The organism is Vibrio sp. 10N.239.312.D08, from assembly GCF_041466145.1.
GTDB classification, from domain to species: domain Bacteria; phylum Pseudomonadota; class Gammaproteobacteria; order Enterobacterales; family Vibrionaceae; genus Vibrio; species Vibrio crassostreae_C.
Window position 1 is genome coordinate 1 of sequence record NZ_JBFSSD010000022.1, and the last position, 24,450, is coordinate 24,450.

Sequence of the window (24,450 nt, forward strand, 5' to 3'; positions counted from 1 at the left end):
TGAGCGATCATGAACGGCTTGAGTAGAATGCCCCATCGGATAAGGGGTTAGCATCGCTGCACGGTAATGAGCGATCATGAACGGCTTGAGTAGAATGCCCCATCGGATAAGGGGTTAGCATCACTGCACGGTAATGAGCTAACAATTTCTATTTCATCTAATGAACCCGCGAACGATTGATTTCAATACTGGGTTGTATTTATACGACTTAGGTGATTTGTCCGGATTTTATACCGGTTATATATTGGTCAGTCGTAAATATTTCAATGGCTTATGTATCGCTGTTTTTCCTGACCATCGCCCTCAACATTCTGAACTTGATATGACTGCACAGGCTGACTGTATTGAGTCCGTATTTGAAAATGATATGACTGTACGGCGTGATTATACCGTGTCAGTTTTTGAAAGTTACATGACTGCACGGCGTGACTATACCGTGTCAGTTTTTGAAAGTGACATGACTGCACGGCGTGACTATACCGAGTCAGTTTTTGAAAGTGACATGACTGCACGGCGTGACTATACCGAGTCAGTTTTTGAAACTGACATGACTGCACGGCGTGACTATACAATGTCATCATTTGAAAATGACATGACTGCACAGCGTGACTATATGGTGTCTCGATTTGAAATTAATATGACTGTACAGCGTGACTATACGAAGTCTTCAGTTGATACAGATATGAATCGTACTCAACTTAAATCTGATATCCATACCGATATAAGCGTCTCCCCCTTTCTTTTCAGTTAGATAGAAGCATGTGTTCAACAGTTTTGTGTTTACCAGTTGTTCTTTTGTGGTTCAACCATCTATGACTGTTCGCCCTGACTGCAAGGTCAACCAAAATGAAATTGATATGACTGTTCGCCTTGACTATTAGGTCAACCAAAATGAAATTGATATGACTGTTCGCCTTGACTATTAGGTCAACCAAATTGAAATTGATATGACTGTTTGCCTTGACTATTAGGTCAACCAAATTGAAATTGATCGAATCTTCACCACTTTAATTTTGTACTCCGATGTACATCGCTAAACAAAAAAAACTAACAGTCGTTACCGCCTCAAAGAAGCCATTACTTGCTGGCGTCAGCGGCACTCGATACCGAGTAGTGATCGGCCAAAAGAAATTGACGCCTGATTTGGTACAAGCATCCCCCACCAGGTGACCTATATAGCCAAATGTCAGCGAGTATGCCCAAGGAAACTCATACGTCGCACATAAGAACCAAAGCCCGAACGCGGCAAGTAAACTATGTAGCGCTCCTCGATGCCCGAGAATGCCTTCAATCGGTATACTCAAAAACGGAACAATGCGCCCTACCCTGCGATGTCTGGTGTCAATGTCAGGCAGTAATGCTCCTAACATCGCGAAACCCATACCTGCAAATGACATCCAATAGAATGTGTCTTGCATGGTATTCATGCAGATGTAATAGGCGCTTGCTGTTGTTATTTGATGATTGATGGCCTTCACACGGCACCACCCTACTCAACAGCGTTGCCGTTTGTTGCCTTATCTACACGACGCTCTAAGTCTTTAAAGGCAATGTCGCTTGCTGCTCGAACGTCACGGAATAAGTCATCATTGCCATCATTGTTCGAATCGTATGGCATGAATGACAATAAGTAGACGCGGTACTGAGTACCTTCACGGATAATTTCTGTATCCGTTACGTCATAGTCAGAGAGCTGTGCGTTCGCCACCAGCTTATCGATTGTCTTTTCGGTCAACGATACGACTTTGCTTTCCGTTGTTGCTGAATTGGTTGTTTCTGATGTGTACGCACGTTCACTGCCCGATACGATTTGGCGATATTTCTTGGCCAATTCGAACTCAGCGTTAATCTTCGCTTTGGTTACCGCCATGTCTAAGTCAGAACTCATTCCTGTTCCGGCTGCAAAAAAGCCTTCACCGTTAGACTTCGGTGGTTTCATGTACCAAGATGGAATGTTACTCAGTGTCTCATCCACACGGTCAACCGTTGCGTCATGCTTCGCCTTTTCTACTTCCAATTTGGTCATGTCGTTAGATGCACAACCGACTGCCATGATTGAAATCATGAACGCAGCTAATGTTTTCTTTTGAGTCATTTTCATTGGTCTAGTCTCTTTTTAATGAATTAACGCTTTTGTTATACATACGCGAACTCATCGTTGAGAAAATAAATTGAAGTAGCGTTATAGCGACTGGGACCGTTGCGATGATTGCCCCAACACTCATCAAACCTGCCATTTCTTCCAGATAGATATTGACGCTGCTTAGAACGGTTGTGGTGTGTGAAGCTGCGTAGATTAAGCCGACATAAGTAAACACCCCAATCCACAGTGAGCCAGCCATTGCGATTTTGATGTCAGTGAGAGATGGAAGCATGTGCAGTGTTACTGAAGATAAAACCCAGATGAGAAACCACTGTTGCCACCCTGCTTTATTCATGAACAACGTTAGGTCAATTGTGTTGTTATTAAAAAGATATGGTGTCACTTGTGGTGAGAGGAAATACAGTGCGACGATGCTTGTGAAAATTGGGCCAATACTGACTATTACTTTTCGAATTGAACCGGAGATGGTCATTGGGTATTCGTAATTTACGTAGCCGAGCACGGGATTATCTTGAGTCGGCATTTGAAACAGTTTCACTTCGGTTACCTTAAACCCAACCAATTTGCACATCAGGTAATGTCCGAGTTCATGTAAAGGTACACCAACTATTCCCGTGATAAACACGAGTACTCTGCTCTTTTGGAAGCGCTCCATCAGATACTTAAGTACCCAAATGGCGGCAGCAATAGTTAGGAAGTGGATCATAGAGTTACCAATAAACGTAAAGACGGTAATAAGGTAACGTTTCCCTCAAACGATGTTTTCAATTAAAGAGCCAATTTTCGGGCGTTAATTGGCAATATTTATTGTTGACCGTGCCGTGCGTCTATCTTTCGGACCTTTATTTGATACAACTCACACCAATGGAGAACTTGTTGAAGTCTTTCTGGTTTCGTAGATTCATCGATCAAAAGCGCAGCCGCATTAGAAAGCTGTAGCTGTTCAAAATTCAATAGCCGCCCAGCTACACGGCCATCATTGTCATAATCCGCGTTCAGCATCTTGGCTTGATATTGGCACTTTGGAAAGGTCGTATAAGGGGAGTCTGACAGTATCGCGACTTCTCCGGATACATTGCCCAGCAGCAGGCTGACTTTTTCCGTCACGGATAATTCACACTTCTGGCCACGAAGGTCGATAACAGAAAGTACAAACGGCGACTCGGGGGTAAGCGTTCTTGCCCAAACACCATTGAGCTTCACATTTGAGGGCAGAGGATGTCTCGCAAAGATATTGAGAAACAACTCATCAGGAACAGCCTTTGGTCCTAAGTTCAACCGGGTGATTATAAATTTCTTCGGTATCTTACCGAGCTCCACCAGCGTGCTCGTGAGCATTGATTCCATTTCGGCTTCTTTCAACCACACCCCGCCTTGCTTTATCGGCAAGTTAAAGCAATCACCATAAAGTCCTTCACCATTTGCGAGCCCTTTCGATTTCAATATCAACGGCACACCTGCGCCACTGCCAGTATTTGTTCTGTGTTTGGCGTATGGAATTACATAGTTCATACCTAGCATATTCGATGTCCATTTTTGATTCTGTCATCATTGGTTATACACCGATTTTGGACTGGTTTAGACAGTTAGGATTTCTTTCAAAGACATTGATATATAAGGGCTCAAGGAGAATTCGCTAATTTTCAAAGTGGGGGGAGATTACTACTAAAAAATGGATTTCGTGATGTATATTCATAACATCACAAACAAGTTTAAGAAGGCATATTATGATTACTGAAATGATTAGCTCGCTAAGAGATTCGGTTACTCCATTCAAATTTGATGGTAGTACTTGTGATGTGCTTAAGGCATACAACAAAGATGGGTCCCCGAGCTGGCTCGATGAAAAAGGTGAGCTCATCGAGGGGATTTACATTGGTATGGAGAACGAGGTTTACCATGCCCTACCCGCGTATTCATCATCTCAGTTGAAACTGCTTGTAAAGAAATCCCCTGCCCACTTTTACAGAAAATACATAAGCGATATTGACCGTGGTAGAACCGTGTCGAAGTCGCTGCAACGCACCTTTGATGCAGGCACTTATGGTCATGAGTTGGTCCTAGAGCCTCATGGGTTCTATGACCGCTATTACCGCGATATTGTGCCAGCTGATTACCCAAATGCCCTTAGAACGGTCGCAGAAATGCAAGCGCTTGTTGAGAAGCTTAACATCCCTAATGTGCCAAAAAGCGCCAATAAAGAGCGTTTGATGAAAGAGTTATTGGCAGTAGAACCGACCCTGCAATTTTGGGATACGGTTTTAGAAGAGCACAACAATAAGGCTATCCATAAAGGTAAAAAAGCGATTGATGCCATTGTCTGGGACGATGCACACCGCGTACACGAAACATGTCGAGATAATGTTGATGCAGATGCATTGATTCAAGATGGGTTACCAGAGATCTCCTTTATCGCTCACTGCCCAGAAACTGGCTTGTGGCTCAAGTGTCGCTTTGACTGGCTACGCTTCGACTGTATTGCTGTTGATGTAAAAACAACTGCGAGTACGGACCCTGATGCGTTTGCCAAGCAAGCGGGTAACTTGGGATATCACATTCAAGAAGCGTTCTATACCTACGTAGCAAGCTTGCTTGAGGTGAACTTGGGTGCCTTCTTGTTTGCATGCATTGAGTATGTCGATGCTGATTTATGTGAAGTCTATGACTTACAAAGAAAGGAAGAATCGATGATTAAGTTCAAAGATGGGCTACATACATTGGCGACTTGCCTTTCTACAGGCGTATGGACAAAACGCGTGAATCTATCAGGAATCACTTCTATCACTATTCCGAAGTACTGCCGTTAATTGGAGGGCGCTATCATGACTAATCAATCACTAGTATTACAAGCAGTCGAGGCTGCACGTCCTCATTTTTCGACTATCGTTGCTGAGAACCAATCGGGTCTTGATACAGACTTAGAGCTGGAATATGTGGCATACATTCTGGAAAGCTTTGGTGAGTCGATTACCTCTAATATGGATGCGAACTCAGTGTATTGGAGCATACTGAACCAAGCGACCATTGGTTTGTCTGTTGAGGAAGGCTTGAATCACGGCACCTTTTTGTATCGTCACGATTATGTATCGAATTTCTTCGTGTTGGAATTTATGCCGACATACCACGGACTGATTCACTTAGCGTTCGAGTCAGGTGAAATGGCGCAAGTTACAGCGGATCAAGTTTTTAGCAATGACCAATTTGTCTATCATGGCTCTCGTTCACTGCCTGAGCATACTTCTCAAGGTGCCTATGCCAGTGGGGACTTACTATGTGCTTATGCTGTTGGGGAGACACTGGGAGGGCATGTTTATTGTGAAGCACTATCCCGTGAAGAGTTGGATGAGATCGAGCTTATGGCGGCTATGAGTTTCAGTTCTAACCAGTCGGTTTGGAATACTGCATTTGTTGGTCAGATGCGTAAGAAATCTGCAATTCGTAGAATGATGCGCTTGTTGTTCAATCAACTCGGTTTCGATAAGCCTCATTACCGCAGTCGTATTAAAACGCTCATGAGCGTAGAAGATAATATGTGGACGAACATGAAATCCACCATGGACCACGAGATCGCTCGTGGAAAGAAAGAGAAGCAATTATTAAGTTCAAACCAAAACAACGTTCCTGTTAACACCTTTGGACAGCCAATCAAGAACACCAATACTGTGTGTACTTCGAAGGTAGTTACACACACAGGTGAGTCTGCTGCTGATTTGATTAAGCGTGCAGGTTCCACTGATGGACCAAAAATGGAATTTATTCCTCCGGTTCAAGATGCAACAGAACAACCGTCAACTGATAACCCATCGCCAACCACTCTTGGTTCTGATGGCTTTATGGGCGGGTGGGGGTACTAATGACGAACACTGAAACTTACAACGAACCTGAGCGACTGCCTACTGCGAATATCATCACGCAAGGGAAGAAGAATGTATTCCTCACTCATTCTGTAGTGAGTGGTCGCTCCAAAAAACTGATCTACAAAACTAAGCGCAGCGATACCGGCTCTGTCAAAGAAGTTGAGTGTACTCAAGAGCAGGCCGATGTGTATATCCACCAGCAAGTCGTGAAGAGTTTGCGAACACATCCTGATGACATTAACTTGCCACATATGTCTATGTTATGTCTTCCCAAGGAATATAAGGCAGTGCGTGAAAGAGATGTTCTGGTCCGTTTTCGAGTTCCCGAGGCGTCAATGTCTTGGATAGATAACGACATCCTCTCCGTTGACTCGACGACATGTTTCAATTCAGATTCCAGTTTTTTTCCTACTTCTGGCACAAGTAATTTTACCCTTGCTGTTCTGACAATTTACCCTGTGGATTCTGGATATTTTGCAACGTTGAAAACTGAACAAGGGTATACCGGTCTTCCTATGAGCCATTGGATGTCGTTAGTACCGATATGGCGAAAAACGGTGGTGAAGACAGAAATTGCGATTCTGATTGACAGTGAAGCTCAATCTGATTTACCTGGTCTTGCAAAGATGGCGAATAAACGCGGGTATACTTTCCTCGGAGCGATATCTGGTTTCTTCAATAAAGTAGAAGGCAGTTCTGAAGCTCTCCTTAGTCAGCTATCTGCCTGTAAGCTGTTTGCTGATGCTCGTGTCCCGGCTGAACCTACTATGGACGATGAATTTGGGTTTGCCTTTTCCATGGCCACCAATTCTGTGTATCGATTCGATGCAAGACGCTCAATTCTACTGACCATCATTGATTTCGATTCAAGCACCAATACATGGGTACTTGGCTTTACTGATACCGGTGAGCGATTAACACAGATCCCTTATTCTTATGACGACTTCTTTACGATGGGTTACCAAATTGCTGTTGTGGCGAGTTTTCGTGAGCAAGAATTAGTGAAAGTCTTTAGCTATCAATTCCACTCTAGTTGTCTCGATGAAGAGTCCTCTTCAAGCCAGCTAGAGACGAAAATTTAATATTCGGTGCTGCACCTCAAAGCCAATCTCCCCCCGTTTTCTATTCTCGGCCCCTGTTTATGCTTCCCTAACGCCAATATGGGGGGAGGGGGTGTTTTGTTGATTTAGTATCTACTCATCAAAGACAAGAAGGTGATAGATACATGAATACAACTAAAGTGCCGAGCACTCACTCTGATCACGACACACAACCTGTACCCAGTCAGTTAATTGAATCGATGGAACGCTTTGAATTTGATTCGATGACAGAAGCACAGGTAGAAACCGCTTTTGAATACCTAATGGAGCAAGTGTCGTAGAGTATATCTCCGGCATTTTACCCGTGTTCCAATCTGTCATCATGACAGAATAGTAAGAGATTTTGATTGTTTAGTGTGACTAGCTTCATTCTGGTTTGCTTTCATCTTGTTGGCATTTCCACATTCTCATCACACCTGTTTGGTCACTACTACAACAAAATTTCTTTCTCATACATTGAAGCCTAACATTCAGTCAGTTCCCGCGTTTATGTATCGCAGAGCTGACTTTTCGTATGTTAGTGGTGGCTTCAAACCCATTACTCCTTACTCACGTTCGTTTATGAATTGCACAACATGGCCGATAAGTACAATAGTAGGACGCGTCCTACTATTTTAAGTTGTTGTTTTTGTTGTGTTTTGTTTTTTCCTCTATCGTTCCCCTATCTTTTGCAGAAAAGTACATCATTAGTTTAAAACTTTATCGTAAGTCGAATTTCAATGAATTTATCCAAAATTGACTTATTATATCTTTTCTTACCTTTAATATTGGTTCATACTAGCTTTCAAACAGGCCACTGGTGGATATTGCTATGGGAACAATGACAGAGAAACAGCTCAAGACGCTTGAATTAGTTGACGAACTTGGGGACGGAGGTGCTAAATTCTTGGAATTGCGCCGCGAAACAAATGAAAAGCAACCTCGTTCTTTCACACAAGCTGAGGCATTGAAGTACCTCGAATGTTCTCAAAAGGTATTGACCGATTTAACGAAAGCGTTAGGTATCGATCCTAAACGCTATGCTGAGGTTGGTATTCAGTACTACCTGACTCTTGAAGAGCTGTACTTGATCCGCGATAACATGCCGAATACCACCGTTCTTAAGAAAAGACACAAACCATTCCAAAGAACAGCGAAACAAAAGACGCAGATTATTGCCGTTCAAAACCAAAAGGGCGGGGTATCTAAAACGTCACTGTCCAATACAATAGCAACAGGTTTGGCGATTAACTATCATGTTGGTTACAAGATCTGTCTTATTGACATGGATGGCCAGTCAACTCTGACAAGTTTCTACCCTCCAGTGCATAAACACGAAACCAAACACATTGAGCGAAATGGAGCTAAGTATATTTCTGACGCTCGCACCAGCATTGGCGACTTGATGACTATTGATCCTAATACAGAGACGTTTCAAGACGATGTGCGCAACGCCGTTTCAGATACGCTCATCCCCAATCTGAAAATTATCCCTGCGTCCCAGTCTGATAGAGACACGGAATCTTTGAGTACCAGCGACGATTTGAAGAAGCAGAATGTTGACCCTACAACGCGTTTGAAAAATATCTTAGATGCACTCGATGGTGAGTTTGACATCATATTGATTGATACTCCGCCTTCATTGGGTTTTGCAACGTTGAACAGTTACTTCGCTGCGACTAGCGTGCTGATTCCGTGTAAGGCGGAACATAATGATACCGATGCGACCTGCGCCTACTTTCAATATCTGGATAGCATCATTGGTAACTTCATTGCTAAAGGTCATCAAGGCTACGACTTTGCGAAGATTGTCATTTCCAATTGGAAGGGCAGTGACTCGGAACTGGACATTTTCAATGCTCTAGTCAGTCAGTTTGGTGATGCAGTGTTGTCGACCAAAATGAAACACAGTGAAGCTGTAAAACGTTGTGCGTCTGAGCATAGCAGTGTTTTCGAATTCTCTAGGTCAATGGACAGTAAGAAAGGCAAAGCGTTAGAAGCGGCACAGGCGAACTGTAAAGAAGTCGTGGCCGACATTCATAAGCTGATAACGGACGTTTGGAAACAACAGGACAAAGGTGAGGAGCAATAATCATGGCCAATAACCGTCTAAAGAAAATCGCTGCTGCCAACGCTGCTAAGGCCGCACAAGAATCACCTTCAATCACTGAACCTGAAGTGGAGAGTGTGTCGAGCTCACAACGCAAGCCCCAAGCCTTCATGGGTGGTAATGAGCGCGAAACCACTATGACCTTAGCACAGGGGAAGTTGGCTTCCATTGAAGCTTCACTAAAGGAGGGCGGCATTAGTCTCCAAGAGTTTTTAACTGAGACTAAGAAGCTGGACTTTGCGCAAACAGGTCGTGAGATTAAGTCCATTGATGGTACAAGCTACCGTGCTATCCAACGTACCTTGTCATACGATGAGATTATGACTTTGGTTAGGATTGACGTGGACAACGTTCGTGAACAGTCGAGCCGCAATACGATTCAACTCAACAAGATGAGTGATGAAATCGAGTTCGGTATGCAAATTTCACCTGTACTTGCTTACCAAGGTGAAGATGGCCTGATCTATGTCGTGGATGGCTCATGTCGTACTGATATTGCCATGGATAAAAAAGTGGGGCTGGACTTTGAAATATTAGATCAAATCCCAACACCTGAAACCATTACCTGGCTGGTGGCGTCGTCTGACATCAAAACGTCTTTCAATTACTACGAAAAGGGCAAGCTCTATTCTCGTTTGATGGAAGTGAATGATTGGTCGGCGTACAAATTAGAGAAAGAACGTCTATACGAAAAATCAGACATCTCACTCTCCCTCGCTATCTACTCGATGCCTGACAGTCTGAAGAGCCTGTTTTCAAACTATGCCTTTAGTAGCCGAGATGCCAAGTTCCTTCGTAAATTGATCGGCACGGTTTCAGAGAGTGAAGATAAGCAAAGTGCCTTCACGAAATGGATTGACGAAAACCGCTCAGAATTCGAAGCCATGAATGCAGAGGAAGTGAACAAAGAGCTTATTGCACGGTTGAAAGATTGGAGTCCTGTTTCTCCTAAATTGGGGGGCATTAATAAGGAACCTCAATCGTGGGCAAAGAATGGGAAGGTATCGGTATCATTCCAAGTCGTGAGTAAAACAAAGTCGAAAATTGAACTGAACAATGCAACGCCTGAGCAGATTGCTCAATTGGAAGAGTTCAGCAAAACTTTGTTTGGTTAGGGCGGTTTTTGGGTAGTAGGACGCGTCCTACTATAAACTCAGTGGCATAATTACCTCTTGATGCTGGTGGTCAAGCAGCCATGTAATGAAAGGGCTGTGCCATAACACGATACGAACTCGACTCTGCGGTCTATTGTGGATTCAAAAAAAAAGCTCCCATATGATGGGAGCTTCCGATAACGATAAGTTATTGATTAAGAGCGTCTTGTAACTGCCCTAATACAAATGCCTTATCTTCTTCACTCTTTAAGTCTAGGGCTTCAATAAACCCTACACTGTTAATGAGTTCCTGCAATTTAACTTTATCCAAAGTTGGGCCAATTAACTCAAGGATATTGTGTAACATATCGACTTGAGCGTAAGGACCATATCCCCGACCCAATTCATGAGAATGGTCGATGAGGGAGTCAGTAAATGAGTTCATAGTAACTCCATACTTGGTGTTCTACCGTACAAAGACAGGTAGGTTGGCGGGTTAGTGTGGTTACTTAGTTTCGGTAACTACAATGTCAGTTCCTGAAAACGAAATACTAAATTTCAGGTTATTGAGTGTGTTTTTCAATCCAGATCCCATGAACGCATCATCGAGAACTCTTTGGATCAGAACTTCAGGACTTTCCGCCCTTAATTTCATATACAATTTCTCAAGCAGATAAATGTCGCGGTCCATATCGCTTTCACAATAGCAATTCCACTCATCTTCGTAACTTCCATAAATACGCAAAGCCATTGACAGATCTTCTTTGGCGGGTATCACCAATGTTTGATCTGAGGCTACAGCTGCATCATCATTAATGATGACATCACCGTATTCGCCGGACAGCGTGTATTCATCACATAGAACGATAGAGATGGAGTAAAACCCATTTAGTATCTCTGTTGGGCTAGGGTTAGACAATTGGATATCGACCTTCAAATCTTCAACGTAACGGATAGTACAGTTGTGGATCCAATGGTCTTTATGCAATTTCTGAGTATCAACAAATACCACGTTGTCCAAACCCATTAGGTAGTTGATGTTGATGGTTTCATATTCTTCTTCACGTTCTGGAAATGCAAAGAGTAATGATGATTCCACATCAGTGCGAGAAATCGGCTGTTCAAGTTGGCTATGTGTTACGGCATCATGTCCAGCGAGTGCGAGCTCGTAAGTTGTGCTTTCTTCGATCTCAGACTCAGTTAAAAAATCAATATCGTTAAGAAGCTCAGGCGCATAATTTATCGCGCATTTCCAGAGTGTGGAATTTGCCGCGAATGCTTCAGAACCTAGCTCATTAAGCTTTTGTTGAAGTGAATTTTGCATTAGCTTTTTCATTTCAACGTGAATCGACTTTTTAATTTCTTCGGAGTCCAATAACTCAGCACGATCCGGCATTCTTGCCCTAACGCTATCATCCAAATGAACGATGTGATCTGGTTGTAAGGTGCGTGATTGCACAGAGTTATAGTTATTCGCTATAAAAGCACCTTGCAGATAAGCGATCCAACTCAGTTTGTCGATTTCGGGATTAAAATAAATAGTGCCGAAGCTGAACTTCGATTTAACTAAGTTACCTATGTCATCCAGAACGACTCTTGAGTGTGTTTTAGCGAGTATTTTCCCGTTGAGTACCACATCTATGTCATAACCTGCACCAACTTGGTCGATTTCTCGGTTATAAGCAGTCGATGTGAGATAGTTAAACAAAGCGTCAGTAACGCCTTCCATTTCAATTAATGTACCGTTACCGTGCAGGCTGTCTTCTATCTCGATAGATTCACCTGAAACGATGTCTTCAGTACTTGATGAAAGCATTTGATTCTGACTTTGGATTTTGATGTGTTCGCACGCGAAGAGAGTGCTTAAAAATCCCATTCCGTATGGATTACATTTGTCTACATCGCTTGACCAGCCTGACTCCGCGATAGAAAGAAGCTTTTGCATGTCTGCGATACCCGAACCATCGTCCAGAATCGTTAAGCAGGCACGGCCATTTTCGACTGATGTGGTAAACGATATGGTTGTAGCATTGGCGCGGGAAGCGTTTTGAATCAATTCATTGATCACTTTTCCGGTATTGGAAAAAATCGCACCAAGGTTCGAAAGAAAATTGTTTTCATTAATTTTGATTTGAACTGAGTTGTTTGAGTTAGTCATAGTCTTATCCTCGATATAGGGTAGGTAATGAATCTGCGAAGCGCTGGGTGAGCACATCACAAGGGGTTACAAGCCGGTTATAAGCGCATTCAACGAGACATAAATGCCTGAAGGGGAACGATTGACCGGGAAGTTTCATCCGATTGGATGAGGTTCGTTGTCATTGCTGGACAATGAGGTTTGTTAAGTGCTGGTGGAAGTACCAGGTTCTAACAGGGGGTTAAACTCTGTGTTTGTGAATCGTAAATGTTAGCCAAAGTGTTATGCCTGCCAAAGCCCAAGAGAGTAGGGTGATCAACAAAACATGACGCCATGTTTCACAGAATTCGACCACATTATGGAATGCAGAAGGGAAGTCTGTGCTACGAACGACAAGAACAGGGTGAATACAGAAATAAACCGTCGTTAAACCAAATAGTATGGTGAACAAAGTGCTTAATTTCATGGATAGTTCCTCACGGGTAGGTGATATCGCAGGTACATAAAAAACACCAAAGAGGTGTGTGTTTTGAACCGTTGATTGGGGTTAATTACGGGTAGTAATGCGAGTGGGTAACTCTTGTTGGTGTCAAAGTGCATTGACAGTAAGGACATGCATAGCATGGGAGAATTGGAAGCTCTCCAGCTTGGAGAAAACGATCACTAATACTAGTGATGATGTTTTCGGGTTGAACCGTATCAATCTAGCGTATGGGGCTGAAATAAATGGCAATTAACGAATCCAAAATACATGTTTCGAGCTCTCGTTCAGTGGGTTACGTACTAAGTGGGGGGAGATTGCTAGGCCAGGTATGGGAAACGTCGTATATTGAATTCAACGAATAGCCGGGGAGCAGCAATGGAGAATGAAGTAAAGCGGGTAATGTGGCATAGCCATGGATGTCGTGAGCTGATTGATGTGATGCGTTCATTGTCTCTCAGTGACATCCAATATCTGTGTGAGCAGCCAAGCCCAGTTACCACTGAATTTATTGACGAGTTCGCTCATTCAAAATGTTATGTCTTGTGCGAGGGTTTGATTGTGGCTGGAGAACGTAGCCGGTTCCCGATTCGAGGTGTGATTCTGTCTGAGTATGGCGTTGACCTTCATTACCTCAATGCTTTCGATATTGAAGGGAAAACGATATATATCGATGCCTATGGGCTATTTACACGTATTGAAGATATCTCAAGGCGCTATCAGATCGACGAAGCAAACATGACGGTTTTTGAGTTCGACTTCTATGGACTACAGTGCCGAAACCCTGACATGCCGGTCGTCGTCCTTCGGGAAACGTTAGATGCGCTTAGACATGGTATTGGTTCACCCGTGGACTACGTTCGCTTTAGAGACAATGCTTGTCGTCACTTGCTATTGAATATTCAAAATGAAATTAACTAGGAGGGAAGTATGTTAGCTCAGTATTTTGATCGTATAGATGAAAGCATCGACGCGTTGCTGGCCACCGACTTAACAGAGACTCAGAAAAAAGCGATCTTGGCGTTGGTGAAAGACTCTAGCGAAGAGGTGTTGGCCTCATATAACAGAGCGGTTCGAGCAGAAACCAAAGTCAATGTGATGAAGACGAAGTATGACACGATCTGTTTGAGTGCGATGGATGCCGCGAGTGGAGTGCATTAAAAAAGGCCACTGTGAAAGTGGCCAAGCTGTGTTGTTTGCTAGTTTTATTGGTTTTGTTACTCCGATTGTTGCGAAGCCAGCCTGTTCATTTCATCGACGGACATTAGCTTAACAACAAGAGAATCTGGTAACTGACCATGCACACTAGCTGCAGGTAGCACCACTTTCCCTTCAGAGTTCAATATCTGGATCATGTTGTTGTTATATTTTTCTATAGCAGCAAAATCATAACCCTGAGATTTAAGGGCCGAAAACGCTTTACCAAACGGGTAAAACACAATCGGGTGTTGTCTTAATGACGTTTCACTTTGTTTGTCGATCACCATCATGGCATAAGCCATTACCCCTGATAGGACCATTAACCACACTAAGATGATCTTCGGCAATAGATTTGACGTCTTACTTTCCGTTTGCGTTTGCGTTGCTTCAATCACGGTCGGTTCTTCGTCGCCTTTAGGTTCGTCGGGCATTGTTGGTTTTGATGCCTTCTCAATGAGTTGTTCAAGCTCCTGACTGGAATTCGACGCCTCAGTTGGTTGGTCATTTTTCTTTTCATTATCACCAGTGGCCATATTAGATCTCCTTAAACGTCAGTTTTAAAGGGGCTTGAAGTAGGAAGGTCACTTCTTGCATTGCTGGTACGTCAACGGTTGGCCAGATTTCTTCCAACATTTTTACGTAGTATTCCGAAATGCGGTCCAAAGATGAGGCGCCACCTTGGAGTACAGCCGAGGTGCCTAGTGTCCCTAGATCGGGTGTTTGAAAGCCTGTTCCGTCAGAGTTGATGTCGACACCCGGCACCCTTGATGGGGCAATACCTTGTGCCAGTCCAGAAAAGAAACCCGCCCACATGGAGCCTTTCAATACTTCACCGTTTCGAGCAACTAACGTGCCTGGAATCCCTGCCTGACCGTCAGAGCCAGTAGCAAAGCCTTGCGCCGCTGCTTCTGCCGTGAGTCCGTCCTCATCGATGCAGACCACTTTTTCTAGTCTCATGTAGGCTCTGCGGTCTGACAATTGACCAATGCCGGATAATAGTGCCTGACAGTCTCTTAGGTCAGCACGATAACCATTTGGCAACAGTGCATCTGTCTTGATGCGCATGACCGCCGGAAGGGGCTCTCTCGCTGAACCAATACTGGTTGGAGCTTGCATGCCTGATAGCAAAGTACCGGTTACAAGGCTGGTGGTTGGCAATGAAATTGAATACCCTTTTTGCTCAGGTTTTTGCTGATAGTTCTTCAAGGCTGCAGCCAACTCCATTTCTTTCTGATTCAATGCCTCACGTTTTTGCGCCTCTGACATTTCATCTTCATCGACCAGTTGGTTCGCTTCTACTAAGGTTTTTACACGCCCGTCTTGCAACAAAATCGCATCATTCCCTTCATCGACACTTCGAATGCCTGCAAGAGCTGGGGGAGGGGAGCTGCGCAACTGGCTCACTTGTTGGTTCGGCACGCCATTAGTGTCGACAGTGATTTCCGTTGCGTTCCCGTGTCGATCTACAACGACTTGGCGGCCTTGTCGGATTTGGTTCGGATCATAGTTGGTTCTTTCCAATTGTCGTTTGCCTGACTTCCATTCGGCAATCTCAGCATCTTGATCGGCCATTTTTTGACGAAGACCATCGACCTCTTGTCTTAACAGGTCGTACTGGTAATTGTCATTACGTGCCGACGACTTTTTATCGATAGCCGAAATTTCAACTAAGGCGTCACGAACTCCGTCAACGTCTTCCCTCTCTAGTTGGGTACGTGTGCTCGAAGGCATGAACACTTTTTCGATTTTATTCGCGTCTGCGTTCGGTCGTTGAATTTTGCCCGGATGAATAAATTGCATCGCTACATAGGCGGCAGGAACAATACAGACGCCAATCACCCCATATCGGAAATTTTTGTTGGTTTCCCAAAGCTCTTTAAAGTTAATCTTCATGGTTCACCTCGATTAATCCAGAAGTGATGGACGTTCATTGCGAGAATGCATACGTTGGTAGTACAGTCGGTCGCGCAATACGTATACTTCGGTTTTTTCTGATGGCTTTAAGGTCGCTTTGTTTAAGATACCCGTTGCGATCACGTCATCATCTACCCAGCAATCCTGCTCTCGCAAAACCACATTTCGATTCGTAACGTTTTTAACCAATACAACGTCCACGATTCGTCGAGACGATATTAAACGTTGTTTCGTCTCTGCATATGTTCCAAATCGACAAGGACGTAACGCGTCTCGTGGAATGTTGGTCTGTAAGTCAAAACCTGTAGGTGTTGCTTTTCCTGCCGTTTGCGCAAACAGTTTGTTGATACCCTCGACGTATGGAGATGACTTAACTTCAGGATCACTGGCAATGGCCAATTCAGATTCCATATCTTTAATGCGCTTTTCTTGCTCAATTTTATCCTGTTTTTTGGACGCCAATACGCGGTTCACTTTTGCTTGTAGTGCTTTGTTGTATAGGACATCGACTTGTACCATTGCAGGCATGACATCAAGTGGCCAAATCGTTAAGTTAACTTGGGTTTCAGGCACCCCTTTTTCGAACATAATGATATTAAAAGGGGCATCGTTGTTAGATGTGAAATAGATAAAGCTACCATCCACTTTCATGACAACATTGGGATCTGAACTGCGAATGTTAATTTCTTTGAAAGAGGTGCGAATACTGTTGAGAATGTACTTTGCTGCAGGCAACGTAATATTGTCTGAAGGGCGTAGTTTGTACTTCTGAACCGGCTTAAACTTTTTCGCCATTTGTCGCTGCATACGTTCGAATGCAGTCAGAGAAGGTTTCGGTGGTTGGGCCGTTGGTGGTGTTGCGACAATCACGTTCTTGTCTGATTGGGTGACTCTTCCAAATTCATCGACGGATTTTGTGCTGACAATAGGTTGCTTCGCAGCTGGGTCATTGACTGGAGTGAATTGACTTAATGACTCTTGCTTATCGGTCGGTAAAGATTTGACTACTTGGTCAACCATTGCTGCAACAGCAGCTTTATTTTCTGGTTGCGTTGTTTGTCGCTCCACTTTCGAGCCAACAGGTTCAATAGGGATGACGTTTTGGTTTGCCATTGCACCGAATGATAACGTGGCACAAAGCAAGATCGTATATCTAGCGAGGTGATGTAAATTTTTCATAACGGGACCTACTTGTCTTGCTTGCGTTCGATACGATTGCGTTCTATCTGCGGAGCGCCTTCGTATTGGTCAATGGACTTCATCTTTGGACTACCGTGTGCATTGGCAATCTTGAGTTCGTATGTCCAGCGTACTGCACGGCGTTCATCGTTTTTATTGCCGCGATTCTTCCGCTCAGTAAGCTTACGCTCGCCGTAAACAATCACTTTGTCGTATTTGTTATCGTAGAACACATCTAATACGTTGAACTCTTGCACTTGGTCCCTGATGTCTAAAGCTTTCACATGACTGATCACTTGCTCATTCAATGCATCGTAATCTCGTATGGAGAGCATTGGTTTGAGCGTATCTAAGACAATATCCACATTACGGACATTCACGTTACCAAGCATGCTGGCAATGAATATGCCCCATTGCTTCTTGTAACCTGAGTTGGCTTTGTTGCCTATCATGACAATTTCTTCAGAGAAATTAGGCGGGGTAACAACGGTGATGGGTTTCGCTGTCATTACCTTAAACGCTAGAAATGCGCAGATAATGATGGACAGCCCCATCATCTTCGTCATTTTGTTGCTGTGGTCGATGGCTGCTTGCCAAGAACGTTGGACATTCGAATCTGAATCATGCTCCAGTTCAGACTCATCCTGCCCCTTTTTTTTACGGTTAAATATATTCATAGCAAACCTCAAACTTTTGCTAAAACAACACATAGAATTTAAAAACGGATCGCTACAAAGAGTTAGCGAAAATAAGTACGGTTAAATGCTTCTGGAAACGATTTACGGGATTTAAAGTTAATGATTCCAGCCCACCACAACATGTGTTTGAGCCGACCTTTGGGATAGTTATCTTTGACCCATGAATAGGCGAGAGCGAAAAGAATGGCAATTCCACCGATAAGTAACAGGTTCTTGCTGATGTGTCCGATAGCGATACCGACAAGCAAAATCCCCGCTGTATCCGACTCCATTCCGATCACCGATTGTTTGTCGTTTACTCGAAGTGGCACATAGGTTTGATTGTTCGGTAGTTGAGGACGAGCATCATTATTGATGTCTAACTTACTCATATGACCCCCTTATGTACTTCTGGGCCTCTTCTATAAGGCCCAGAGACATCTGTTGCTTTATACCGGAAGACCGGCAGTTAGCATGGTAGTGATAATGGTTTGAAGTTGCGCCAGCACCAGCATGATGATGACAGAAACACCAAGACCGATAAGGTTTGGTCGAACCATTGAGAAGATGATGATCCCTGCGAAAGAACAGAACGCGATAATTTGTCCAGGAACACCTTCAGCAAAGCTCACTAGTTCATCAAATAGGCCTTGGAACGCATCACCACCTGAACCGGCAATGGCCGAGACGGTAAAAAACATAAGCGCGAATGTAATTAAGCCGAGGTATGTCGTCTTTGAATCTACTTTTTGTACATCATTGACGTTGATTGTATTTTGCATAGAAATATCTCCAATAATTCCGGTAAATACCTTTTAAGTAGGCCCTTGAATCATTGCAGGTAACCTAATTTTGAATTCCAAATAGTGAGCCGTTTTTTTAGGTTTATTTGTTTTTTTACATAAGCACCTGTTATTTATGCTTATTTTTATGTGGCAAAATCTTGATTTATCCAAAATTTCATTGTTGACAATCAATATGCTTTATTGAGTTCCATGCATCGACCATCTGTGACTTTCATATTTCAGGCGGATGACGGGTTCTGAGTACAGAGCTGCAGCCAGAATAGAAAGGGCTTCGATGGCGATGATTTCAACCACCAGCGATACCAAACGGGGGGAGGTTTCTAGGTACTCTGACGAGGGGACGTTACTATCAATAGACAGCGTTTCTGCCGAGGAGAAGAATCATGAATGAACGATATTTGGCTTTCAAACAATGGTGTCCAACTGGCACCAATTGGGAGTTCATGGCTTTTATTGCTAAACGAAAAGCGGAGTTTACGGGTCAACCGGCTTGCTCGGGGCATATCTCTGACCAGAGTGCATTTTCGGCGTATATCAAAGATTGGGTATCCGCGAATACCACCAGCAGCGCCCATTCTTAGATTCCATTATCTAATGGGTTTCTTCATGTGTATGCGGTTTGTAGATTTCCGCTAATGATTTGGGACCTTTCTTTTTGGTCTTTTTGGTGGTGGCAGGGGAGTGGCTGTCGGTTTGTTGGATGGCTTTTTCGTGTTCTTTGGCAGCATCCGAGAACGCATTGCTTTTCATTGCGTTTTTTCGAAGTTTATTCAAGCGGTCGAGTTTTGCTTCAAATTCAGGCGTCATACTATATCTCGCTAGTTATGCACTAACTTTGTTATACGACGAAAACCATGACAGTTTAGCAATTTACCAGTCCATTTTGTTGAGTTGGGTAATTTCGTCTTTTGCTCTCGCTATTTGTCAATCTGTAAACTCAGTTAGATACAATGATGAGGGTATGGAACAACCGAAGAGGGTAAACATGGATCGTGTTATTCAAGAGCAAATCCAACAATATGCATTCAAACGCTTTCCCATTTTGTCAGGAAAGCCTCTCAAACCTCTTGCCATCGGAGCTGGTGCCGCTTTGCAAGAAACGTTGTGTCAATCGTTCAGTCAGGCAGACGTTTCTTTTTTTCTGGACCGTTTTTTCACCAGCAGAGAGTACAAGCTGGCGCTGATTAATTGCTATCAAGCTTGCTATACCCGGTATAACCTTGATGGTTCGCCCTCATCAACGACAGTGAATGAACATGAGTTATTGGGACTCGCAAGGCATGGTATTTTCAAAAACAAAAAGGGACTCACGGATAAGGCCGCTCAATTGGTCAATGAACAAAAGCGCTACGTCTTTGATCGAAGGAAACAACTGAAGGACAAGGTTCTGAGATTGAAGCGGTCGGGTTTTAGTGACCAATTCTTGTTAGACCGATTGGGTAAGCGCATTCAACCATACCTGAAGGTCAACTCCAAGGCTGGGCAATTTTATTCGGATAGCATGGTCAGTGAAGCGCGAATGATGAGGGAACGCACAGCTTCAATGACAGTGAAAGAAGTCAAAGTGTTTCAAAAATCACTGTATGACCAAGGTGTTCCCGTCTATTTAATACTGATGGCCACAAACCATTATGAACCAATGCTTTATGAGTTGGTGAGAGATGGCGAACCGGAAAGGAAGTTCCCACAAGTCGCCTAACTGAAAAAGAGCACACAATGGTGATCTTTTTTACATGGGAACAACCAAACTAATGAAAGGTTGGCGTTGCTTCTGCACGCATGTTCAGTAGTCTGAGAACCAATTTGTCGATCGCTCGTTTTTTCGTAAAACTGAGTTTTTCATACGGCTCAGTGTCAAACAAATCGCACATTAGACCGGATTGTCCGTTTTGGTTTACATCGTGTGTTTCGGTGACAAAGCCAGAGCCATCTTCTTTTCTTTGAATCGGCCAGAATGTGCATGTCTCGTCTACACGGTCATTGATCAAAAACACCATATACTCTTGTCGTGTAGGCGACATCGAAGGTTTGATGTCTGGGTTGGTACTCATCCAAGCTTCTAGAACGAACGTGTATTTGAGCACGTTGAGTTTACCCATAAGAACGCGCAGCGCCATGGTCATCTTTTCTTTGCTGTCTTGGTCTGAGATTGGGAACGAATAAATGCGTACTTTGCCATCAGCACATTCCAATACGATTGATGGATCAGCAGTACTTCTTGCCTTGAGTAGATCGTTAGCGACGATTTTTTGATTATTCATGTCCATATTAGCCTCTCTTTGCCTTTCAGGAGTCTGTGTGATTTGTATCAGTCGTAAGTGATCTCGTAGTCACTGCCGTCTTGCCATGGCGTTTGAGTAATGATGTAGGCAACTCGGTTAACCCAATGGCATCCATTGACAATCACCCATTTACTGTCGATAGGCTCCCCCAGCTCATCCTCTTCTTCATCTACGTCAATCTCAATGATCGTCCAAACTCGACTGGCGTCGGTTTTTTTGATGGTTTCTAGGTCGTTGCCATAGGTTTCGAATGAGATGCATTTTTCATCAAGGAAGATGGCGCTACCCCCATTCTCATTGATGATTGGTTTAAAGGATTCCACCCAAGTTTCAAAAGTAAGGTTGTTCATGCTGCATCTCCGTGATTGCGGTTTAGAGATACTTTAGTGGATGAATGTAAGGGCTCCCCCCGTATTGGTTAGCACGGTAGATAGCGATTGACTTGCCACAGTGAGTGGGGGGAGGGGAGATAGGTCGAATCTATTCTTTAGCTGTCATCACACACAACAGATTGGAGAAATCTCATGGCAATGTTTTGGGGCAACAGTTGGTATCAAGTCATTCATGATGAGATCGCATATTGCGGCGTTCTAATGCTATCGAAGTACCCAAGTGCTGATGGTGGTTACGACAGTAAAGGCAATGAGGTTGTAGAAGTGATCATGCCTTCGTTACCTGAAAATTCAGGCTTTTCCTTCATTGAGCATAAAGACCAACGATCAGCGATGCTGGCCTGCAAAAGTCATATCTTAGATAAATCGAGATTGGATTTGCTTGCTCACTTATGGGTGGTCAATGACGCTCAATGTGATCTTGAAGAATATAAGGTTCAGCTGAAATCCGATCCTACCGAACTTCAGTATTGGGAATCGAAAATTGCCTCCAGCAAGGAAACCATTGAAGACTTGCAACTTAAAGCCAAGAACTTGAAGCAAATTCGTAAAAGTAAAATCAAGGAATTCCTCGAAAGCGAAATTGTGGACATCGCGACAAAGCACGCTCACGAACTGGCATAACCTAACTGGAACGGGACGTGGGCAGCACCCAGTCCCTAACGTTTTAAATTGGAGGTAGACATGAAACAACCGTACTTAGTCGTTACTCACGCAGAAGGTTTCGAACCAGAATCATACCTTGTTTATGCCACGGACGAAGACATGGCATGGGAAAGGCTCCTTCATTGGCTTGAAACCAAACAGTTACTTGATGGAACGACCGAGCAATACCTAGACCATTGCAAACTATTGGATGACATGCAAAGAACAGCAGTTGAAGCTCCGGATGAGGTGTGTCAGTTCGATGCTACATATGAAGCGCTGGATTTCGAGTTCTTAGAAGCATTCGCTCGTGATTCCCTGCCTGAAACGGAAGCCGCTGTTTTGTCGTCATTGATGGAAAAACTCAAAGCTGCTCATGAAGCTCGTTATTGCTAACGGACACCTTGTTCGATTCTTTCTCTTAACGCCTTGGAGATCATGACATGAAAGTTGATGTGTATCTGAACTTACATCGCTCCACCGATACGATGCGTGTGTATTCTATTCGGTCACGAGAGAAAGAGTCTTATGGAAAGGTGATTGGCTACTCTTCCTCAGTGTCATTGATTGACTGTGAGTTTGTCGTAAGCGAGAAGGGGCAAGCAAGGGTTAAACGCGAGCAATCGAAACTGGTGCATGCCGTTATCCGAGGTACGCTAATTGATTTTGAGCCTTTTGAAACAAACGCTGCGTCATATGTAGGCTATTGTCCCTATCAATCACAAGCTCCCCACTTTTATTGCATTGAAACGGCGAAATTCAGCTCATCTGAAAACAACACGCCGATCTATCGTGCTCTACGTGTTAACTGTTTGCCAAACTATGTGTTAGCCATTCAGTAACTACTGATGTTTGCTGGTGGCTTACATTCAAGGACTTAGGTAGTCGCATCGAAAGCGCAGGCATATGTCATTGGACTCCCCCCATTTTAATTCAACTCCCCCCGTCTTTTTTTGTCCATTCAGAGCGGCAGGTATAGACTCATTCCAAGCAACTAAGTGAATAACACAAGGGATTGAACATGGAACAAGTAATTGCAGCACCTCAAACGAATCAGACCGATAAAGCAGCGATATCAACAGTACCTAGCCAACAAGAACGTAATCAAAACCTAATCGCTCAGTTAGCCTTGGTTATTACCCTTAAAGGTCATGACTTTGATGGCATCCTTAATTTTGGTGCAGTAGAGGTCGTACCGAAAAATGGGAAGCCCTTTCTCTTGGATATCATCACGACTCATGGCTACAACGAGTTTAGTGAAGGTCAGCCGGTATTTAAGACTTACAGCACCTTTGAATCATTGACGGAAACCATATCGATGTTTTCAGACGACTATGACTACGACTTCGAACAACCACTCGCTGATATTTTGCCTCATGCGTTGCTGAGAACGAATCTAAACGGATATGACGCTGGACCGGACGATGAGGTGGCATGCTTGGTTAAAAATGTGGCGCGAGTCTGTGACATGCGTTTGGTGAACCTGACAACGGAGCAGACAATTGGAACTGTCGTACAAGACGATTCCTTGTAACACTTTAAGCAGAAATGAAGGCAGTCGATGTGGATAGTCACGTCGATTACCTTGGATTAGCGAAGTTTAATATCAGGAAATTAATATGAAAAAATCATCTGTAGAACGTCACTTAACAGATCAGCAGCGAGCTGAAGCTGATGTAAAAACGGTATATCCTAATGCGGTTAAGGCTGAAAAAGACAAACTTGAGGTAGGACACATTCTATGCAATGGCTCTCGTGTTCCTTGCCTGATTGTCACCGAGGAGATGTTGTCTAGGGATGCGTTGAACATCGACTTCTTTTTTATCGTTGGACACACCCATGCTTCATACATTTACGATGGTTTAGTTTAATTCTGCTAAGGACGAAATGGATAGGCTCATTTTTTGCGGGCGAATATCGATAGGAAATATTTTAAGCTGATCTTCCCGTTATCATCAATAAAGGGAAAAGGGCTAAACAAAATGGCAGCAAGAGGCACGAGAACAACGATTGCCGTTAGTATCCCAGTCACCAAAACGCTCATGAATGGGTCCATCTCAGGAGCCAGAGCCAGTATGTCCAAGTACAATTGCTTGATGAGCGTATCCCACGATTGCGTGATTGCTAATCCCATTGAAACAAGGCTAACTTCCACCAATCCCACTTTATCCATGATCACCGCTGCCCATGTACTTATGAAGCTAATGATGAGCAGGAAAAACACTAATCCTACTTCGTAATTTTCAACACTGTTCATACCGTTGGTGTCCTGTCAGGGCGAGATTTTGGTGAATCGAAATTGAACCTTAACCTAACTGTCCGGGCTGTAGTCTAAACTACGAGAGGAAAACGGCTTGCTAATTGACGGGGAACGCTCAAGCCTATCGCACAAGATGTCACAAAATCATTGAATTTAGGTGAAGGCGCTCAGGGCTGGTGGCTCATACCTGGAGTGGATGTCGAGCGTTGATTCGATGGCAGGCTGTGAGTCTT

33 protein-coding genes are annotated in these 24,450 nt (G+C 43.7%); 16 read left to right on the plus strand and 17 right to left on the minus strand.

Annotation, left to right across the window (positions count from 1 at the left end; translation table 11 throughout):
* Window positions 1–217: 217 nt before the first annotated feature.
* Entirely contained in the window at window positions 218–751 is a 534-nt protein-coding gene (locus AB6D58_RS13105; RefSeq protein ID WP_372157494.1) for a hypothetical protein, read from the plus strand.
* Window positions 752–1,007: 256 nt separating this feature from the next.
* Here the strand turns inward: AB6D58_RS13105 and AB6D58_RS13110 are convergent, their stop codons facing one another.
* From AB6D58_RS13110 to AB6D58_RS13125, 4 genes are all read right to left on the minus strand, one after another.
* On the minus strand, window positions 1,008–1,478 hold the full coding sequence (locus tag AB6D58_RS13110; protein ID WP_372157496.1) for a metal-dependent hydrolase: 471 nt from the start codon (window positions 1,476–1,478) through the stop codon (window positions 1,008–1,010).
* 11 nt (window positions 1,479–1,489) lie between these two features.
* A complete protein-coding gene (locus tag AB6D58_RS13115) occupies window positions 1,490–2,101 on the minus strand; it encodes an LPP20 family lipoprotein (RefSeq protein ID WP_081230257.1) in 612 nt (203 codons plus the stop codon).
* Between the two features lie 4 nt (window positions 2,102–2,105).
* Complete coding sequence (locus tag AB6D58_RS13120) at window positions 2,106–2,810, minus strand: hypothetical protein (protein ID WP_372157498.1); 705 nt, start codon at window positions 2,808–2,810, stop codon at window positions 2,106–2,108.
* A 98-nt stretch (window positions 2,811–2,908) separates the two neighbouring features.
* Window positions 2,909–3,625 carry a hypothetical protein gene (locus AB6D58_RS13125; RefSeq protein ID WP_372128025.1) on the minus strand — a complete coding sequence of 239 codons (717 nt, stop codon included), beginning with the start codon at window positions 3,623–3,625 and terminating at the stop codon, window positions 2,909–2,911.
* Window positions 3,626–3,831: 206 nt separating this feature from the next.
* Here AB6D58_RS13125 and AB6D58_RS13130 point away from each other — a divergent pair, with 206 nt between their 5' ends.
* The 6 genes from AB6D58_RS13130 (at window position 3,832) to AB6D58_RS13155 (ending at window position 10,265) form a co-directional block, all read left to right on the plus strand.
* Window positions 3,832–4,911, plus strand: a complete 1,080-nt coding sequence (locus tag AB6D58_RS13130; protein WP_372157500.1) for a PD-(D/E)XK nuclease-like domain-containing protein — start codon at window positions 3,832–3,834, stop codon at window positions 4,909–4,911.
* A gap of 15 nt (window positions 4,912–4,926) precedes the next feature.
* Entirely contained in the window at window positions 4,927–5,958 is a 1,032-nt protein-coding gene (locus tag AB6D58_RS13135) for a recombinase RecT (RefSeq protein WP_081230253.1), read from the plus strand.
* Complete coding sequence (locus AB6D58_RS13140; RefSeq protein ID WP_372128027.1) at window positions 5,958–7,043, plus strand: hypothetical protein; 1,086 nt, start codon at window positions 5,958–5,960, stop codon at window positions 7,041–7,043. The genes AB6D58_RS13135 and AB6D58_RS13140 overlap by 1 nt, the downstream gene beginning before the upstream one ends.
* A 143-nt stretch (window positions 7,044–7,186) precedes the next feature.
* Window positions 7,187–7,342, plus strand: coding sequence for a hypothetical protein (locus AB6D58_RS13145; protein ID WP_154724030.1), 156 nt, complete (start codon window positions 7,187–7,189; stop codon window positions 7,340–7,342).
* Window positions 7,343–7,872: 530 nt separating this feature from the next.
* Window positions 7,873–9,132 (plus strand): ParA family protein, encoded by a 1,260-nt coding sequence (locus AB6D58_RS13150; protein WP_086714994.1) that lies wholly within the window; start codon window positions 7,873–7,875, stop codon window positions 9,130–9,132.
* Between the two features lie 2 nt (window positions 9,133–9,134).
* Window positions 9,135–10,265, plus strand: coding sequence for a hypothetical protein (locus AB6D58_RS13155; RefSeq protein ID WP_136987026.1), 1,131 nt, complete (start codon window positions 9,135–9,137; stop codon window positions 10,263–10,265).
* Window positions 10,266–10,452: 187 nt separating this feature from the next.
* On the opposite strand, the gene AB6D58_RS13160 is transcribed toward AB6D58_RS13155, so the two are convergent.
* The 3 genes from AB6D58_RS13160 to AB6D58_RS13170 all read right to left on the minus strand — a co-directional run bounded on the left by AB6D58_RS13160 (window position 10,453) and on the right by AB6D58_RS13170 (window position 12,847).
* Entirely contained in the window at window positions 10,453–10,689 is a 237-nt protein-coding gene (locus AB6D58_RS13160) for a hypothetical protein (protein ID WP_086714996.1), read from the minus strand.
* A 60-nt stretch (window positions 10,690–10,749) separates the two neighbouring features.
* Window positions 10,750–12,402, minus strand: coding sequence for an ATP-binding protein (locus tag AB6D58_RS13165; protein ID WP_372069112.1), 1,653 nt, complete (start codon window positions 12,400–12,402; stop codon window positions 10,750–10,752).
* A gap of 220 nt (window positions 12,403–12,622) precedes the next feature.
* The gene (locus AB6D58_RS13170; RefSeq protein WP_133150982.1) at window positions 12,623–12,847 is read right to left on the minus strand and encodes a hypothetical protein; all 225 of its coding nucleotides are present in this window, start codon (window positions 12,845–12,847) and stop codon (window positions 12,623–12,625) included.
* Window positions 12,848–13,240: 393 nt separating this feature from the next.
* On the opposite strand from AB6D58_RS13170, the gene AB6D58_RS13175 reads away from it, so the two are divergent.
* Entirely contained in the window at window positions 13,241–13,783 is a 543-nt protein-coding gene (locus AB6D58_RS13175) for a hypothetical protein (RefSeq protein ID WP_154724033.1), read from the plus strand.
* 9 nt (window positions 13,784–13,792) lie between these two features.
* The gene (locus tag AB6D58_RS13180; protein WP_086714999.1) at window positions 13,793–14,023 is read left to right on the plus strand and encodes a hypothetical protein; all 231 of its coding nucleotides are present in this window, start codon (window positions 13,793–13,795) and stop codon (window positions 14,021–14,023) included.
* A 56-nt stretch (window positions 14,024–14,079) separates the two neighbouring features.
* Here the strand turns inward: AB6D58_RS13180 and AB6D58_RS13185 are convergent, their stop codons facing one another.
* The 6 genes from AB6D58_RS13185 to AB6D58_RS13210 form a co-directional block, all read right to left on the minus strand.
* Window positions 14,080–14,595 (minus strand): hypothetical protein, encoded by a 516-nt coding sequence (locus tag AB6D58_RS13185; protein WP_372069111.1) that lies wholly within the window; start codon window positions 14,593–14,595, stop codon window positions 14,080–14,082.
* Between the two features lies 1 nt (window position 14,596).
* Window positions 14,597–15,955 (minus strand): TraB/VirB10 family protein, encoded by a 1,359-nt coding sequence (locus AB6D58_RS13190; RefSeq protein WP_136987022.1) that lies wholly within the window; start codon window positions 15,953–15,955, stop codon window positions 14,597–14,599.
* A gap of 12 nt (window positions 15,956–15,967) precedes the next feature.
* Complete coding sequence (locus AB6D58_RS13195) at window positions 15,968–17,155, minus strand: hypothetical protein (RefSeq protein ID WP_372128031.1); 1,188 nt, start codon at window positions 17,153–17,155, stop codon at window positions 15,968–15,970.
* Window positions 17,156–17,163: 8 nt separating this feature from the next.
* Window positions 17,164–17,832, minus strand: coding sequence for a TraE/TraK family type IV conjugative transfer system protein (locus tag AB6D58_RS13200; RefSeq protein ID WP_372128033.1), 669 nt, complete (start codon window positions 17,830–17,832; stop codon window positions 17,164–17,166).
* 62 nt (window positions 17,833–17,894) lie between these two features.
* Window positions 17,895–18,224, minus strand: a complete 330-nt coding sequence (locus tag AB6D58_RS13205) for a type IV conjugative transfer system protein TraL (RefSeq protein WP_136987019.1) — start codon at window positions 18,222–18,224, stop codon at window positions 17,895–17,897.
* 57 nt (window positions 18,225–18,281) lie between these two features.
* Window positions 18,282–18,614 carry a hypothetical protein gene (locus AB6D58_RS13210; RefSeq protein WP_081230238.1) on the minus strand — a complete coding sequence of 111 codons (333 nt, stop codon included), beginning with the start codon at window positions 18,612–18,614 and terminating at the stop codon, window positions 18,282–18,284.
* Between the two features lie 407 nt (window positions 18,615–19,021).
* Between AB6D58_RS13210 and AB6D58_RS13215 the strand changes: the two genes are divergently transcribed.
* Window positions 19,022–19,219 carry a hypothetical protein gene (locus AB6D58_RS13215; RefSeq protein ID WP_081230237.1) on the plus strand — a complete coding sequence of 66 codons (198 nt, stop codon included), beginning with the start codon at window positions 19,022–19,024 and terminating at the stop codon, window positions 19,217–19,219.
* Between the two features lie 10 nt (window positions 19,220–19,229).
* On the opposite strand, the gene AB6D58_RS13220 is transcribed toward AB6D58_RS13215, so the two are convergent.
* Entirely contained in the window at window positions 19,230–19,445 is a 216-nt protein-coding gene (locus AB6D58_RS13220) for a hypothetical protein (protein ID WP_081230236.1), read from the minus strand.
* 178 nt (window positions 19,446–19,623) lie between these two features.
* On the opposite strand from AB6D58_RS13220, the gene AB6D58_RS13225 reads away from it, so the two are divergent.
* On the plus strand, window positions 19,624–20,337 hold the full coding sequence (locus AB6D58_RS13225) for a hypothetical protein (RefSeq protein ID WP_372157504.1): 714 nt from the start codon (window positions 19,624–19,626) through the stop codon (window positions 20,335–20,337).
* Window positions 20,338–20,386: 49 nt separating this feature from the next.
* On the opposite strand, the gene AB6D58_RS13230 is transcribed toward AB6D58_RS13225, so the two are convergent.
* Together AB6D58_RS13230 and AB6D58_RS13235 are read right to left on the minus strand one after the other, a co-directional pair.
* Complete coding sequence (locus AB6D58_RS13230) at window positions 20,387–20,905, minus strand: hypothetical protein (protein WP_136987017.1); 519 nt, start codon at window positions 20,903–20,905, stop codon at window positions 20,387–20,389.
* A gap of 41 nt (window positions 20,906–20,946) precedes the next feature.
* The gene (locus AB6D58_RS13235) at window positions 20,947–21,270 is read right to left on the minus strand and encodes a hypothetical protein (RefSeq protein WP_154724134.1); all 324 of its coding nucleotides are present in this window, start codon (window positions 21,268–21,270) and stop codon (window positions 20,947–20,949) included.
* Window positions 21,271–21,444: 174 nt separating this feature from the next.
* Here AB6D58_RS13235 and AB6D58_RS13240 point away from each other — a divergent pair, with 174 nt between their 5' ends.
* The 5 genes from AB6D58_RS13240 (at window position 21,445) to AB6D58_RS13260 (ending at window position 23,828) form a co-directional block, all read left to right on the plus strand.
* The gene (locus tag AB6D58_RS13240; RefSeq protein WP_372157506.1) at window positions 21,445–21,936 is read left to right on the plus strand and encodes a hypothetical protein; all 492 of its coding nucleotides are present in this window, start codon (window positions 21,445–21,447) and stop codon (window positions 21,934–21,936) included.
* 60 nt (window positions 21,937–21,996) lie between these two features.
* Window positions 21,997–22,353 carry a hypothetical protein gene (locus AB6D58_RS13245; protein ID WP_372069106.1) on the plus strand — a complete coding sequence of 119 codons (357 nt, stop codon included), beginning with the start codon at window positions 21,997–21,999 and terminating at the stop codon, window positions 22,351–22,353.
* A gap of 47 nt (window positions 22,354–22,400) precedes the next feature.
* The gene (locus AB6D58_RS13250) at window positions 22,401–22,799 is read left to right on the plus strand and encodes a hypothetical protein (protein WP_372069105.1); all 399 of its coding nucleotides are present in this window, start codon (window positions 22,401–22,403) and stop codon (window positions 22,797–22,799) included.
* A gap of 179 nt (window positions 22,800–22,978) precedes the next feature.
* The gene (locus AB6D58_RS13255; protein ID WP_372069104.1) at window positions 22,979–23,491 is read left to right on the plus strand and encodes a hypothetical protein; all 513 of its coding nucleotides are present in this window, start codon (window positions 22,979–22,981) and stop codon (window positions 23,489–23,491) included.
* A gap of 85 nt (window positions 23,492–23,576) precedes the next feature.
* Window positions 23,577–23,828, plus strand: coding sequence for a hypothetical protein (locus AB6D58_RS13260; protein ID WP_372069103.1), 252 nt, complete (start codon window positions 23,577–23,579; stop codon window positions 23,826–23,828).
* Between the two features lie 26 nt (window positions 23,829–23,854).
* Here AB6D58_RS13260 and AB6D58_RS13265 read toward each other — a convergent pair whose 3' ends face one another.
* Window positions 23,855–24,214 (minus strand): hypothetical protein, encoded by a 360-nt coding sequence (locus AB6D58_RS13265; RefSeq protein ID WP_372105006.1) that lies wholly within the window; start codon window positions 24,212–24,214, stop codon window positions 23,855–23,857.
* Window positions 24,215–24,450 lie beyond the last annotated feature (236 nt).

What these genes read in the sequence shown, in the direction of transcription:
- AB6D58_RS13240 (WP_372157506.1), top strand. Translation starts at nt 21,445, where the DNA reads ATGGCAATGTTTTGGGGCAACAGTTGGTATCAAGTCATTCATGATGAG.
- AB6D58_RS13190 (WP_136987022.1), bottom strand. Translation starts at nt 15,955, where the DNA reads ATGAAGATTAACTTTAAAGAGCTTTGGGAAACCAACAAAAATTTCCGA.
- AB6D58_RS13215 (WP_081230237.1), top strand. Translation starts at nt 19,022, where the DNA reads ATGAATGAACGATATTTGGCTTTCAAACAATGGTGTCCAACTGGCACC.
- AB6D58_RS13135 (WP_081230253.1), top strand. Translation starts at nt 4,927, where the DNA reads ATGACTAATCAATCACTAGTATTACAAGCAGTCGAGGCTGCACGTCCT.
- AB6D58_RS13180 (WP_086714999.1), top strand. Translation starts at nt 13,793, where the DNA reads ATGTTAGCTCAGTATTTTGATCGTATAGATGAAAGCATCGACGCGTTG.
- AB6D58_RS13175 (WP_154724033.1), top strand. Translation starts at nt 13,241, where the DNA reads ATGGAGAATGAAGTAAAGCGGGTAATGTGGCATAGCCATGGATGTCGT.
- AB6D58_RS13250 (WP_372069105.1), top strand. Translation starts at nt 22,401, where the DNA reads ATGAAAGTTGATGTGTATCTGAACTTACATCGCTCCACCGATACGATG.
- AB6D58_RS13165 (WP_372069112.1), bottom strand. Translation starts at nt 12,402, where the DNA reads ATGACTAACTCAAACAACTCAGTTCAAATCAAAATTAATGAAAACAAT.
- AB6D58_RS13130 (WP_372157500.1), top strand. Translation starts at nt 3,832, where the DNA reads ATGATTACTGAAATGATTAGCTCGCTAAGAGATTCGGTTACTCCATTC.
- AB6D58_RS13140 (WP_372128027.1), top strand. Translation starts at nt 5,958, where the DNA reads ATGACGAACACTGAAACTTACAACGAACCTGAGCGACTGCCTACTGCG.
- AB6D58_RS13245 (WP_372069106.1), top strand. Translation starts at nt 21,997, where the DNA reads ATGAAACAACCGTACTTAGTCGTTACTCACGCAGAAGGTTTCGAACCA.
- AB6D58_RS13115 (WP_081230257.1), bottom strand. Translation starts at nt 2,101, where the DNA reads ATGAAAATGACTCAAAAGAAAACATTAGCTGCGTTCATGATTTCAATC.
- AB6D58_RS13195 (WP_372128031.1), bottom strand. Translation starts at nt 17,155, where the DNA reads ATGAAAAATTTACATCACCTCGCTAGATATACGATCTTGCTTTGTGCC.
- AB6D58_RS13235 (WP_154724134.1), bottom strand. Translation starts at nt 21,270, where the DNA reads ATGAACAACCTTACTTTTGAAACTTGGGTGGAATCCTTTAAACCAATC.
- AB6D58_RS13120 (WP_372157498.1), bottom strand. Translation starts at nt 2,810, where the DNA reads ATGATCCACTTCCTAACTATTGCTGCCGCCATTTGGGTACTTAAGTAT.
- AB6D58_RS13125 (WP_372128025.1), bottom strand. Translation starts at nt 3,625, where the DNA reads ATGCTAGGTATGAACTATGTAATTCCATACGCCAAACACAGAACAAAT.
- AB6D58_RS13160 (WP_086714996.1), bottom strand. Translation starts at nt 10,689, where the DNA reads ATGAACTCATTTACTGACTCCCTCATCGACCATTCTCATGAATTGGGT.
- AB6D58_RS13265 (WP_372105006.1), bottom strand. Translation starts at nt 24,214, where the DNA reads ATGAACAGTGTTGAAAATTACGAAGTAGGATTAGTGTTTTTCCTGCTC.
- AB6D58_RS13220 (WP_081230236.1), bottom strand. Translation starts at nt 19,445, where the DNA reads ATGACGCCTGAATTTGAAGCAAAACTCGACCGCTTGAATAAACTTCGA.
- AB6D58_RS13185 (WP_372069111.1), bottom strand. Translation starts at nt 14,595, where the DNA reads ATGGCCACTGGTGATAATGAAAAGAAAAATGACCAACCAACTGAGGCG.
- AB6D58_RS13260 (WP_372069103.1), top strand. Translation starts at nt 23,577, where the DNA reads ATGAAAAAATCATCTGTAGAACGTCACTTAACAGATCAGCAGCGAGCT.
- AB6D58_RS13155 (WP_136987026.1), top strand. Translation starts at nt 9,135, where the DNA reads ATGGCCAATAACCGTCTAAAGAAAATCGCTGCTGCCAACGCTGCTAAG.
- AB6D58_RS13150 (WP_086714994.1), top strand. Translation starts at nt 7,873, where the DNA reads ATGGGAACAATGACAGAGAAACAGCTCAAGACGCTTGAATTAGTTGAC.
- AB6D58_RS13170 (WP_133150982.1), bottom strand. Translation starts at nt 12,847, where the DNA reads ATGAAATTAAGCACTTTGTTCACCATACTATTTGGTTTAACGACGGTT.
- AB6D58_RS13210 (WP_081230238.1), bottom strand. Translation starts at nt 18,614, where the DNA reads ATGCAAAATACAATCAACGTCAATGATGTACAAAAAGTAGATTCAAAG.
- AB6D58_RS13230 (WP_136987017.1), bottom strand. Translation starts at nt 20,905, where the DNA reads ATGGACATGAATAATCAAAAAATCGTCGCTAACGATCTACTCAAGGCA.
- AB6D58_RS13205 (WP_136987019.1), bottom strand. Translation starts at nt 18,224, where the DNA reads ATGAGTAAGTTAGACATCAATAATGATGCTCGTCCTCAACTACCGAAC.
- AB6D58_RS13145 (WP_154724030.1), top strand. Translation starts at nt 7,187, where the DNA reads ATGAATACAACTAAAGTGCCGAGCACTCACTCTGATCACGACACACAA.
- AB6D58_RS13255 (WP_372069104.1), top strand. Translation starts at nt 22,979, where the DNA reads ATGGAACAAGTAATTGCAGCACCTCAAACGAATCAGACCGATAAAGCA.
- AB6D58_RS13200 (WP_372128033.1), bottom strand. Translation starts at nt 17,832, where the DNA reads ATGAATATATTTAACCGTAAAAAAAAGGGGCAGGATGAGTCTGAACTG.
- AB6D58_RS13225 (WP_372157504.1), top strand. Translation starts at nt 19,624, where the DNA reads ATGGATCGTGTTATTCAAGAGCAAATCCAACAATATGCATTCAAACGC.